The sequence below is a fragment of the Bacillus sp. 3255 genome (assembly GCF_031456485.1).
Lineage (GTDB): Bacteria > Bacillota > Bacilli > Paenibacillales > NBRC-103111 > Paenibacillus_E.
In genome coordinates this window covers 110,135-122,774 of sequence record NZ_JAVDUS010000021.1, presented here as the reverse complement: position 1 = coordinate 122,774, position 12,640 = coordinate 110,135, and the positions used below count along the sequence as shown (strand labels likewise).

The 12,640-nt window shown below is 49.9% G+C and carries 8 protein-coding genes; all 8 read right to left on the bottom strand.

Translation table 11 applies throughout. The features are described from left to right. The gene (gene infB, locus J2X61_RS28045; RefSeq protein ID WP_396135519.1) at window positions 1–2,844 is read right to left on the bottom strand and encodes a translation initiation factor IF-2; all 2,844 of its coding nucleotides are present in this window, start codon (window positions 2,842–2,844) and stop codon (window positions 1–3) included. Window positions 2,845–2,899: 55 nt separating this feature from the next. After that, window positions 2,900–3,232, bottom strand: a complete 333-nt coding sequence (locus J2X61_RS28040; protein WP_379240544.1) for a L7Ae/L30e/S12e/Gadd45 family ribosomal protein — start codon at window positions 3,230–3,232, stop codon at window positions 2,900–2,902. Continuing rightward, a complete protein-coding gene (rnpM, locus tag J2X61_RS28035; RefSeq protein ID WP_274471363.1) occupies window positions 3,219–3,533 on the bottom strand; it encodes an RNase P modulator RnpM in 315 nt (104 codons plus the stop codon). The genes J2X61_RS28040 and rnpM overlap by 14 nt, the downstream gene beginning before the upstream one ends. Window positions 3,534–3,563: 30 nt before the next feature. Further along, on the bottom strand, window positions 3,564–4,661 hold the full coding sequence (nusA, locus tag J2X61_RS28030; protein WP_274471362.1) for a transcription termination factor NusA: 1,098 nt from the start codon (window positions 4,659–4,661) through the stop codon (window positions 3,564–3,566). 36 nt (window positions 4,662–4,697) lie between these two features. Continuing rightward, the gene (gene rimP, locus J2X61_RS28025) at window positions 4,698–5,162 is read right to left on the bottom strand and encodes a ribosome maturation factor RimP (RefSeq protein ID WP_274471360.1); all 465 of its coding nucleotides are present in this window, start codon (window positions 5,160–5,162) and stop codon (window positions 4,698–4,700) included. 221 nt (window positions 5,163–5,383) lie between these two features. Continuing rightward, window positions 5,384–9,691: a PolC-type DNA polymerase III gene (locus J2X61_RS28020; RefSeq protein ID WP_274471359.1), complete on the bottom strand. Its 4,308-nt coding sequence runs from the start codon at window positions 9,689–9,691 to the stop codon at window positions 5,384–5,386. Window positions 9,692–9,759: 68 nt separating this feature from the next. Beyond that, window positions 9,760–11,208, bottom strand: coding sequence for a proline--tRNA ligase (gene proS, locus J2X61_RS28015; RefSeq protein ID WP_310192667.1), 1,449 nt, complete (start codon window positions 11,206–11,208; stop codon window positions 9,760–9,762). A gap of 15 nt (window positions 11,209–11,223) precedes the next feature. Next, window positions 11,224–12,483, bottom strand: a complete 1,260-nt coding sequence (gene rseP / locus J2X61_RS28010) for an RIP metalloprotease RseP (protein WP_274471357.1) — start codon at window positions 12,481–12,483, stop codon at window positions 11,224–11,226. Window positions 12,484–12,640: the final 157 nt, after the last annotated feature.

The window sequence follows — 12,640 nt, the reverse complement described above, 5'->3', positions numbered from 1 at the left end:
TCACCTCTCAACGGACTCCATGATGAAGGCTTCAATAATGTCGCCCTCTTTAATATCATGATAACGCTCCAGAGATATACCACATTCGTAACCTTGGGCCACTTCTTTTTGGTCATCTTTGAATCGTTTCAAGGAATCGATTTTGCCTTCATGGACAACAATACCGCTGCGGATCAAGCGTGTTTGCGCATTACGAGCAATTTTGCCCGATGTGACCATACAACCGGCAATCGTTCCTGAACCCGTAATTTTGAATACGTTCCGGACTTCGGCTTGGCCAAGCAGCACTTCTTTGAAGATTGGATCCAGCATACCTTTCATGGCCTGCTCGATTTCTTCAATGACGTTGTAGATGATGTTGTGCAGACGAATGTCGACTTTCTCTTGATCTGCCGTAGATTTCGCAGCCGGTTCTGGACGTACGTTGAATCCGATAATAATCGCGTTGGATGCGGAAGCCAGAATGATATCGGACTCCGTAATCGCACCTACACCGTTATGCAGGATTTTGACGCGAACGCCTTCCACTTCGATCTTCTCGAGGGAGCTCTTCAATGCTTCTACAGAGCCTTGAACGTCCCCTTTGATGATGACGTTCAGATCTTTGATTTCGCCGTCTTTGATGTGCTTGAAGAGGTCATCCAATGTAACGCGCGAATTCGCCGTCATCTCGGATTGACGCAATGCAATTGCGCGGCGCTCAGCGATGTCTCTAGCTTTACGCTCATCTTCGTACACCAAGAATGGATCTCCAGCTTGAGGAACGTCGGTCAGACCCGTAATCTCAACCGGTGTTGAAGGACCCGCTTCTTTCAAGCGTTTGCCTTTGTCGTTGACCATCGCTCTGATCCGACCGAAGTGAACACCCGCTACGAAGCTGTCTCCAACCTTCAAAGTACCGTGCTGAATCAGAACGCGAGCCACCGGACCTCTGCCTTTGTCCAGCTCGGCTTCGATGACAGTACCTCTTGCACGCTTGTTCGGGTTAGCTTTGTATTCTTGAACTTCCGCTACGAGCAAGATCATCTCTAAGAGATTCTCAAGTCCGATGCGCTGCTTCGCAGAAATTTCGCAGAAAATCGTATCGCCGCCCCACTCCTCCGGAACCAATTCATAAGCGGTAAGAGCTTGTTTGATTTGGTCTGGATTTGCGCCTTCTTTATCGATTTTGTTCACTGCGACGATGATCGGAACACCTGCCGCTTTGGCATGGGAGATCGCCTCTACCGTTTGTGGCATAACGCCGTCATCGGCTGCAACGACAATAATTGTAATATCCGTTACTTGTGCACCGCGGGCACGCATGGTTGTGAACGCTTCGTGACCCGGTGTATCCAGGAACGTGATTTTCTTCTGGTTAACTTCAACTTGGTACGCCCCGATGTGCTGCGTAATACCGCCCGCTTCACCTTCGGTTACGCTAGTTTTACGAATGGCATCGAGCAGCGTCGTTTTACCGTGATCGACGTGACCCATGATCGTAACAACAGGCGGACGCTCAAGCAGATCTGCCGCATCGTCGATCTCTTCGAAAGTCTCGAAGTTATCTTCTTCGACTTTGATTTTAATTTCAACCTCAACGCCGAACTCGGTTGCGATCAATTGGATCGTATCCAGATCAAGCTCTTGGTTAATGGTTGCCATTGTTCCCAGGAACAGCAGCTTTTTGATAACCTCGGAAGCATCTTTGTGGAGCAATTTCGCCGTTTCACCGACGGTCATGCTGCCGCGGACGATGATTTTCTTAGGTGTGTTATCGATTTTCTCTTTCTTGACCGTTTCCTGTTGGTATCTGCCTCTGTTGTTGCCGCGTTGATTGCCTCTGTTACCTGGTCCGCGATTTCCCCCGGAGCGGTTATCGTCGAAGCGCTTTGGCGTCGGCTTCGATTTCTTCGTTGTGATTACGCCAGCCTTCGCTGCCGCATCATCCAACTCGGCCGCTGAAGCTCCAACGTGGAACTGCGGCTTCGCTTCTTGAATGACCGGTCTTCCACTTTGGTTATTGCGGTTGTCATACGGTTTGTTAGGACGGCCTGGACCTGTATTGCGGTTGCCGCTCGGCCCTTGCGAACGGTTGCCGCTCAGGTTAGATCCGCCGGCAGCCGGTGCGCCTGCGCCCGGATTCGGACGGGATGCAGCGAAATTGTTGTTGCTGCGAGGAGCGCCGCCTTGGCCTTGACCGCCTGGACGTTGATTGTTGTAACCGCCGGAAGATCCGCCTGGACGGCTGTCATTCGAGCGGAAAGGAGGTCTGTCGCCGGAACGCTGGCCGCCTTGACCTTGACCTTGACCTTGACCGCCTGGACGTCCGCCGCCAGAATTGGAGCCTTGATAGCCGGAGCGCTGGCCGCCCTGGCCTTGGCCGCTTGGACGTCCGCTGCCGGAGTTGGAGCCTTGATAGCCGGAACGTTGTCCGCCTTGGCCTTGACCGCCGGAACGTCCGCCGCCTTGATAAGAGCCTTGACCCTGACCGCCGGAACGACCGTCACGTTGTGGCTGGGAAGAACGATTCGTATTCGGCGATGTTGAATTCGATTGAGCCGGTGCAGCTGCACCATTATTCGTTTGGTTGGCTAATTGTTCTGAGGAAGCAACAGGCTTGGAAGCCCCCGTTGCTGCACCTTTATTCTCTTGTGCTGGAGCCTGCGTTGCAGGATTCTGATTCGTCGTCGATGAATTCACATTTCCTCCGTCCGTAGCTGCTCGTTTGGCAGCCGCATTTGCTTTTATATCACGGAAAAATTTTTCAACGGAACTAACCGCGTCATTTTCCATTACACTCATATGATTGTTAACTGGGATATTCAAACGTTTAAGAATAGTTATAATCTCTTTACTGCTCATATTAAGCTGTTTGGCGTATTCGTATACGCGCGTTTTGTCTTTATTATCTTGTTGTTTATTGGTCAATATGTTCCACCTCCGCAGGATTTTCTTGACTTTTCTGCAGCATCTGTGCGAAGCCTCCGTCCAATACACCTATGGTGACACGCATCTCTTTTCCAATGCTGCGGCCCAATTCATATTTCGATCCAATTTCCATGAGTGAAACCCCATAGAACTGGCATTTGTCCTGAAATTTCTTACGTGTATTAGCCGAAGCGTCCTTCGCCATAATGACAAGTTTGGCTTCTCCCGAACGAATGGCTTTGAAAACTCCTTCATCGCCGGTAACAAGCTTCCCCGCCCGCATCGCCAGACCTAATTGGGATGAAAATTTAGGATTCATCATCGGATTCCTCCTCTTTGGAAGAGAGGAACTCATCTTCGACGCGAATGAAATCTTGCTCCAATTGGTCATAAATATCGGCGCTAACGGCATGCTTAAGTGCTCGATCCAAGGCTTTGCTTTTCTTTGCCAATTTAAAACAAGAAACTTTCCCGCATAAGTAGGCACCGCGCCCGGATTTCTTCCCCTTAAGATCAATGAGAATGTCATCCTCAGGCGTTTTGACGACGCGGATCAACTCCCTCTTCGGCATCATTTCCTGGCAGGCCACGCATTTTCTCAGAGGGACTTTTCTCTGCTTCATTCCGATCACCCCTTGCTTTCAAACAAAAACTTAATCGATGGAGACTGAATCTTGATGCATTTCTTCTGTATAAGTTTTCACTCGGCCAAATTCTTGCTCCGCTTGTGTTTCACTCTTAATGTCAATTTTCCAGCCGGTCAACTTGGCTGCCAGGCGGGCATTCTGCCCTTTGATCCCGATCGCCAGAGAAAGCTGGTAGTCCGGCACGATGACGCGCGCCATTTTCTCATTTTCATGAATTTGGACTTCAAGCACTTTGGAAGGACTAAGCGCATTCGCCACATATTCCTCAACGCTTTCCATCCAACGAACGATGTCGATTTTCTCGCCGCGAAGCTCGGTTACGATCGTTTGGACGCGAAGCCCTTTAGGTCCTACGCAGGAGCCTACAGGATCGACTTCCGGATTGCGGGAATGAACCGCGATCTTGGAGCGGAATCCCGCTTCACGGGCAACCGAACGAATCTCCACCACACCGTCGAAAATTTCCGGAACTTCCAGCTCGAACAGACGTTTAAGAAGACCAGGGTGCGTTCTGGACAAAATGATTTGCGGCCCTTTGGTCGTGTTCTCCACCTTCGTAATATACGCTTTGATGCGGTCGCCCTGCTTGAACTTATCGGTCGGCATCAGCTCTGTCAAAGGCAGCACTGCCTCAACCTTGCCCAAGTCCACATAAATATTACGCTGATCTTGACGCTGAAGAATCCCCGTAACGATATCTTCTTCTTTGTCGATAAAAGCGTTGTAAATCAAACCGCGCTCCGCTTCGCGAATGCGCTGCGTCACGACTTGTTTCGCCGTTTGAGCGGCAATTCGTCCGAAATCGCGAGGCGTAACTTCAATTTCAACGATATCATCCAATTGGTAATTCGGATTGATCTCACGCGATGCATGTAGCGAGATTTCCAATCTTGGGTCAAGCACTTCCTCAGTTACGGTTTTGCGGGCAAATACCTTGATGAGGCCAGTATGACGATTGATATCTACGCGCACATTCTGTGCGGTGTTGAAATTGCGTTTATAGCTTGAGATCATCGCTGCCTCAATTGCATCAATCAGTAACTCCTTTGAGATACCCTTTTCGCGTTCAATCTCGGACAGCGCTTCGATAAAATCCGTGTTCATTTGAACTGAGTCCCCCCTTTCAATAAATACCGGTCACTAAAAGACGATAGCGAGACGAGCGCTTGCTACCTTAGTGAACGGAATCGTTACTTTCTTCTTGCCAATTTCAATTACCAGATCTTGTTCGTCAAATGAGAGCAATAATCCTTCAAATTCCTTGGCACCTTCGATTTGCTCATAGGTCGTTACAAAGACGTGGGAATTTACAGCCTTATAGTAATCTTGAACTTTCTTAAGCGGACGCTCTGCGCCAGGTGAAGATACTTCCAAGAAATAAGCATCAGGGATCGGATCTTTCTGATCCAATTGAGTACTCAGAAACTCACTGATGCGGCCGCAATCATCTATATCAATTCCGCCTTCTTTGTCCGCATACACGCGAAGGAACCAATTGCTGCCCTCTTTGACATACTCGACATCCACGAGTTCAAATCCATTTTGTTCCATGTAGTCTTTCAGCATGTCCTCTATGACGGATTTGATATGCGCTTGTGTAACCACAGATACATGTACCTCCTAAAATTTGACTTTCCCCTTATTTCATACCGAAAAGTCCTATATCAAAATGTAAAGAGTGGGTTTCCCCACTCTTTGATCACAAGCTGATATCCTCATTATTGCCAAGAAAAATTATACCATAACCAATCTTTGCATTACAATAGCAAGTTGTAAATGTTTTTCACTTGACAGCTAAGATTATACCAATGGAAAAGCTGGTCATTTTAGAAGAGAGACAGTTGATTGGATTCCGGTAATCCGCGGAAGCACCCCATCGATGTCAAAAGCTCGATGACCGTTTTGGATGCTTTGGACCGGTTCTGGAAGTCCTCGATCGAAAGGAAATCGCCATCATCCTTGGCGGCAGCGATATTCTTCGCTGCGTTCTCGCCGATCCCCGACATCGCCGCAAATGGCGGTATCAAGGAATTGCCGTCGATCGTGAATCGCGTCGCATCCGAACGATAAATATCGATCGGCTTAAAGCTGAACCCTCGCGAAGTCATCTCCAGCGACATCTCCAGAATGGAGACCATCGCCTTCTCTTTCGGAGTAGCTTGGAAGCCTTTCTCTTCGATCTCGATCAGACGCTTGAGTATGGCGTCGTAACCTTGGCACAACAGGTCCAAATCGAAGTCCGCCGCACGAACGCTGAAATAAGTCGCATAATAGGCAATCGGGTGATACACCTTGAAATAAGCGGTACGTACTGCTGAAATAACATATGCGGCAGCATGCGCTTTGGGGAACATGTACTCGATTCGCTCACAGGACTCGATATACCACGCAGGCACGTTGCAGCGTTTCATCTCTTCCTTCCACTCGTCGGTCAAGCCTTTCCCTTTCCGTACGCTTTCCGTAATTTTGAACGCGAGACCCGCATCCATGCCGGCTTTATAAATTAAGTACAACATAATATCGTCACGGCATCCGATAACGGTTTTAATATTACAGATGCCCTTCTTGATCAGCTCTTGGGCATTGCCGAGCCAAACGCCTGTTCCGTGTGACAATCCGGAGATCTGCAATAAATCCGCAAAGGAGCTCGGCTGCGTTTCTTGCAGCATCTGCCGAACGAACTTCGTTCCCATCTCCGGCACGCCGTAGGTGGCAACCGGGGAACGAATCTGGTCCGGCGTGACGCCAAGGGCGTCCGTTGAATTAAAAATGCTCATCGCTTTGGGATCGTTCATCGGAATGGTCGTCGGATCGATACCCGTCAAGTCCTGAAGCATCCGCATCATCGTCGGATCGTCGTGCCCGAGAATATCCAGCTTGAGCAGGTTGGCGTCGAAGGCGTGATAATCGAAATGCGTCGTTTTCCATTCCGAATTCTTATCGTCCGCCGGGTATTGAACAGGGGTAATATCATCTACTTCCATGTAATCAGGGACGACTACGATTCCCCCAGGATGCTGACCCGTGCTCCGCTTAACGCCTGTGCAGCCTGCCGCTAACCTGTTCAGCTCGGCACCACGCCACTTATGGCCATACTCTTCTTCGTATTTCTTAACGAAGCCGAAAGCCGTTTTCTCGGCGACGGTTCCGATCGTTCCCGCACGGAATACGCATTTCTCACCGAAAATTTCTTTCGTATAATTATGGGCAACAGGCTGGTATTCACCGGAAAAGTTCAAGTCGATATCGGGAACTTTGTCCCCTTTGAAGCCAAGAAACGTTTCGAACGGAATGTCATGGCCGTCGCCTTTGAGACTTCCGCCGCAATTCGGGCAATCCTTGTTCGGCAAATCGAAGCCGCTGGGCACGCTGCCGTCCAAGAACCATTCGCTGTGCTGACAGGAATAGCAAATGTAGTGAGGCGGCAGCGGATTCACCTCGGAGATGCCGAGCATCATCGCAACGACCGATGAACCAACCGATCCCCTCGAGCCTACAAGATAGCCGTCGGCATTGGATTTCTTCACCAGTCGCTCGGAAATCAAATAGTTGGCGGAGAACCCGTATTTAATAATCGGCACAAGCTCCTTCTCCAACCGGGCAACGATGACCTCAGGCAGTTCATCCCCATAAATATTTTTGGCTGTCGTATAACAAGTATTCCGGATTTCTTCGTCAGCTCCATCGATGATCGGCGTGAACAGCTTGTCCGGGAACAGCTCGATCACTTCGAAGCGGTCTGCCAGCTCATTCGTATTGCGAACGACGACTTCGAGCGCTTTCTCTTCGCCCAGGAACTTAAACTCCTCCAGCATCTCTTTGGTCGTACGGAAATGAGCGTCCGGCTTCTTCATCGATTTGAGCGGGCTGAAGCCGGTAATCCCGTGAATCGTTATGTCCCGGCACATTTTCTCGCGCGGGTGCAGATAATGCACGTTCCCTGTGGCGATGACCGGCTTGCCCGTCTTGTAGCCGATCTCGCAGACGCGTCTAACGGCATTGCGCAAATCTTCTTCGCTGCCGACAAGCTCCTTATCGACCAGGTGCATATTGTAGCTGACCGGTTGAATTTCCAGAATGTCGTAGAACTCTGCGACTTGTTCGGCTTCCTCGATGGATTTGTTCAGAACCGCTTCGAAGAATTCACCTTTCTCACAGCCGGAAGTAATAAGCAGACCTTCCCTCAGTTCAACAAGCACGCTCTTCGGAATCGTCGCCGACTTTTGCAGATAAGTAGTATGGGATAAGGATATAAGTTTGAATAAGTTCTTTTTGCCTACGGCATTCAACGCATACACACAGCAGTGGAACGGCCGCTGATTCGACAAATCTTTGCCGACGTAGTCGTTCAGCTTGGCCAGACTCGTAATTTGTCGATCGTACGCCTCGTTAATTAAATGATATAGTACAAATCCTAAGGCAATGGAGTCGTCGATCGCGCGGTGATGGTTGTCCAAGCTTACTTTAAATTTGTCTGACAGCGTGTTAAGACGATGATTTTTCATAGCCGGGAATAAGAATCTCGCCAGTTCGAGCGTATCCAACACCGGATTCGTTACTTCGGGCAATCCCATTCGCTTCAAATTCGCTTGGAGGAAGCCCATATCGAAACGGGCGTTATGAGCAACGAGCACGGCATCGCCGACGAACTCCACGAACTTCGGAAGCTCCTCCTCGATGTCAGGTGCACCGACAACCATATCGTCCGTAATATTCGTCAATTGCTGAATGTTATAAGGAATCTTCTCATGCGGGTTAATGAACGTTGCGAACCGGTCGATTTCTTTGCCGTCCTGCATTTTCACGCCTGCAAGCTCGATGATGCGGTTGTTCGTAACGGACAACCCCGTCGTCTCCACGTCGAAGATGACATAGGTCGCCTCTTTCATCTCGATATTGACCGCATTCATGACGATCGGCACGGAGTCGTTCACCACATTCGCTTCAACGCCGTAAATCACTTTGATGCCATGCTTCTTCGCGGCCTTGCCGGCGTCCGGGAAGCATTGAATATTGCTGTGATCCGTGATCGCAATCGCTTTGTGACCCCATTTGGCCGCCATCTTCACGTATTGGTCAACAGGCGTTAACGCATCCATCGTACTCATCGTTGTGTGCAGATGAAACTCCACGCGTTTCTCTTCCGCATCGTCCATCCGGTCCTTAGGCGCCATGACTTCAGTCAAATCGTTCGGAATCATGACGAGCTCGGGAATTTGCATGAAGCGGTCATATTCCACCTTGCCTCTGGCTCTAATCCAGGTACCGTTCTGCAGCAGGCTCATGATCTTCACGTCGTCCTTCGTTTTGGCAAACACCTTCATCGCCATCGAATCCGTGAAATCCGTCAGATTGAAGGTAAAGAGCGTATTGCCGTTGCGGAGCTCCTTGACTTCCAAGCCGAAGACCGTACCTTGCACCGTGATTTTCTTCTCTTCCTCTTGAATATCTTTGAGCGGCGTCGGCACTTCCTTAATTTCATAGCCCATCACCAGCTTCAAATCGTCCGGCAGCGAGGATTCTTCCTCTTCCATGTCGATCGACATCATGATTTCTTGCGTGATCGTCTTCTCGCTCTGCTCCCGCTGTTTGGCGAACTTCTCATATTCCGTTTCGATATCGGCGGAATCGCTGATGGCATATTTCACATTTAATTCCGTTTGGAAATAGTTGTTAAAAAAGTCTTTGATATAAGTGTCGACATTTTTCTTCTTCGCCAGTTCCAGGCCGATCGCATCCAGCATAATCAAGGAAAGCGTCGGACCCGATACCTCAAATCTTGCTTTGGCCATCCAGCCGTTAATGGAAGGAACCTCGCGCTGCAGCCATTCCATGAATAAGGTCCAATACTCCTCCACGAGTGCGGCAGGTTCCGCCCCTTCGAACTTCCAAATAAACCGAATTTTCGCAATTTGCGCGAACTTCTCTTGAATCATTTTGCAGAAAGAGCGGTAAATGTTCTGAGGCACCAATTCATTTTTCACCAAATAAAACGTCCAGTCGCGGTTCTTCCGACTGATTTCTACTTGATCGATATAACCTTCCGCAAAAAATGAGCGCATCATATCGGCTGGAATCTCGGCTTGCTGCATCAAAAGCTCAAACCGATTCCGTTTATCAGCCAAATTACTCATGAACAGCCTCCCCAAAAAAATACGAAGGGCAATGGAAAACTTGCCTCCATGTGCCCTTAGGATTGTAATTAATAGCTCCGGCCAAAAACAACCGTATGCTTGGCAGCGTCGCCGCAAACCAGACATGTCGACTTCGTTTCTGTTGGTTCGAACGGAATATTACGGCTTGTTGCCCCCGTCTCTTGCTTCACTTGCTCCTCGCAAGCGTTCGATCCGCACCATCCGGCAAGTGCAAAGCCGCGTTTGGTTTCCAGGAATGTTTTGAACTCATCAATGGAATCAACGGCGATGTAATGCTCGTCGCGGAACTGCTTCGCTTTATCATACATCTGCTGATGAATCTCAGCAAGTAAATTTTGAACTTCTTCGACAAAGTTCGCTTGTTGCACGATTCTCTTGTCTCCGGTAACACGGGAAACAAGCACAACCTGGCCGTTCTCCATGTCACGAGGCCCCAGCTCAACACGAATCGGTACGCCGCGCATCTCGTATTCGTTGAATTTCCAACCCGGGCTTTGATCGGCACGATCGTCCACTTTGACGCGAACACCGGCTTTCTTCAATTCGGCATAAAGCTCGTCCACGCGAGCGATCACTTGCTCTCTCGTTTTCGGCGGCCCGATCGGAATCATAATGACCTGCGTAGGAGCAACCTTCGGCGGCAGTGCCAGACCGCGGTCATCGCCGTGAACCATGATCAGCGCGCCGATCAGGCGTGTACTTACGCCCCAAGAAGTCGTATGGGCGAATTGATGCTGGTTCTCGCGGTCCAGAAATTTGATGTCGAACGCAACTGCGAAGTTGGTCCCCAAATAGTGGGAAGTTCCTGCTTGTACGGCTTTGCCGTCCTTCATCATCGCTTCGATGGAGAACGTGTCGATAGCCCCTGCAAATTTCTCGGAAGGCGTCTTCTGGCCGACGATTACCGGAATGGCCAAGAAATCTTCGGCGAATTCGCGGTACACTTCGAGCATCTGCATCGTTTCACGGCGGGCATCCTGCTCATCTTCGTGAGCCGTATGTCCTTCCTGCCACAGGAATTCCGTCGTGCGAAGGAACGGCAGCGTCCGCTTCTCCCAGCGCACAACGTTCGCCCATTGATTGATCAAGAGCGGCAGATCCCGGTAGGAATTAATCCATTCGGCGTACATGTGACCGATCATCGTCTCGGATGTCGGACGGATCGCCAAGCGCTCCTCCAGCTTCTCGCCGCCAGCCTCGGTAACCCATGGCAGCTCCGGATTGAAGCCCTCTACGTGCTCTTTCTCCTTCTGGAAGAAGCTCTCGGGGATGAACAGCGGGAAGTAAGCGTTGCGGTGGCCGGTATCTTTGAACTTACGATCCAGCTCGCGTTGAATATTCTCCCAGATTTCATAGCCGTCAGGCTTGAACACGATACAGCCGCGGACCGGCGAATAGCTCATGAGATCCGCTTTCTTAATTACATCTATGTACCAGCGGGAGAAATCCTCTCCCTGCGGTGTAATCTCTTTCACAAACTGCTTATCGTTTGACATAAACCCTCCCAGATCTTAGCCCTTAATCAAGCGTAAAATGTCGTTGTACGTGACGGCCACCATAAGCAGCATGAGCAGCGCAAACCCAACGAAATGAACCATGCTTTCGCGGTTCGGATCGATCGGCTTGCCCCGGAGCGCTTCCAATCCCATAAAGAGAAGACGGCTGCCGTCCAATGCCGGTATCGGCAACAAATTGAAAATGCCTAAGTATAAGCTTAACGTCGCGGTCCAAGAGAGAAATACGGTAATTCCCATTTGCGCGAATTGGGCAGATACTTGAGCGGTTCGAATAGGTCCGCCTAAATCATCAAGCTTAAATTGCAGCATGATGAGCTTCTGGAAACTCGTAACGATACCGATCGTCGTTCCTACAACGCTCTCATAGGTACCGCTAATCACTTCGCGGAAGGTAGCGCTTCTGCGGTCGCCGGAAATCACGATCCCCAGCTTGCCGGAGCCATCTTCCATTTCGGGGGTAACCTGTAAAGTTAACGGATTCCCCGAACGGTCAACGACCCACGTCATCGGCTGGCCGGCCGAAGCTTGAATCGTCGTGACCAGCTTCTCGCGATCGGCGCCGATCGGCTGATTGTCGATGGACATCACGATATCGCCTTTTTGAAGGCCTGCCTTCTCGCCTGCTTTGCCGGCAAGGACAGAGTCCAGCTTCACATTCGTGAAGACGCCGGACATGATGACGACGATCAAGAACAGCACAATCGCCAGAACGAAGTTCATCACCGGTCCCATGACGATGGCAAGCGCGCGTTGTCCCACGGTTTTGGATCCGAATTGGCGGTCATAAGGCGCGATTTGCGTCTCGGTCCCCTTCGTGACCATCATCGCTTGAGGGTCAATCGGATAGCTCACTCTTTCGCCATCGACATCGAGTGTGACCTGAAGCGTTCTCTCCATATCGATATGTTCTACCACGCCTTGAATGACGTTGGAGCGTCGATCCAATTGATCGAGAAATAACGAAGACACTTTATTATCCTTGTTCAGTTTGATGGCTACGGTTTGTCCAGGATTCACCTGTACGATTTCGGGGTCTTCTCCGGCCATGCGAACGAACCCGCCGATGGGCAGAATGCGCAGCGTATACCGTGTCTCCCCTTTTTTATATGAGAAAATCTTGGGTCCGAAGCCGATGGCAAATTCTCTAACTAAAATACCTGCCCTTTTGGCAAAGTAAAAATGACCCCATTCATGAATCGTAACAAGAACGAAAAACAACAGAATAACCTTCAATCCCACTTCTATGGCTGACAAGTCGTATTTCCTCCTTCATGGACAGCATGTTCTTAGATTACCATTTTTGAACCGCTGAATACAAGCTAGCCCTTTTATGCACAGTATACGAGCCGGGAGATTGAATTAGACTTACCTGCCGTCAGAGTAAAAAAGAGCCGAGCCAACCTGCTGACTT

Excerpts from the sequence above, each read along its gene's own strand:
- infB (WP_396135519.1), bottom strand. The coding sequence starts at position 2,844 with ATGAGCAGTAAAGAGATTATAACTATTCTTAAACGTTTGAATATCCCA.
- J2X61_RS28040 (WP_379240544.1), bottom strand. The coding sequence starts at position 3,232 with ATGATGAATCCTAAATTTTCATCCCAATTAGGTCTGGCGATGCGGGCG.
- rnpM (WP_274471363.1), bottom strand. The coding sequence starts at position 3,533 with ATGAAGCAGAGAAAAGTCCCTCTGAGAAAATGCGTGGCCTGCCAGGAA.
- nusA (WP_274471362.1), bottom strand. The coding sequence starts at position 4,661 with ATGAACACGGATTTTATCGAAGCGCTGTCCGAGATTGAACGCGAAAAG.
- J2X61_RS28020 (WP_274471359.1), bottom strand. The coding sequence starts at position 9,691 with ATGAGTAATTTGGCTGATAAACGGAATCGGTTTGAGCTTTTGATGCAG.
- proS (WP_310192667.1), bottom strand. The coding sequence starts at position 11,208 with ATGTCAAACGATAAGCAGTTTGTGAAAGAGATTACACCGCAGGGAGAG.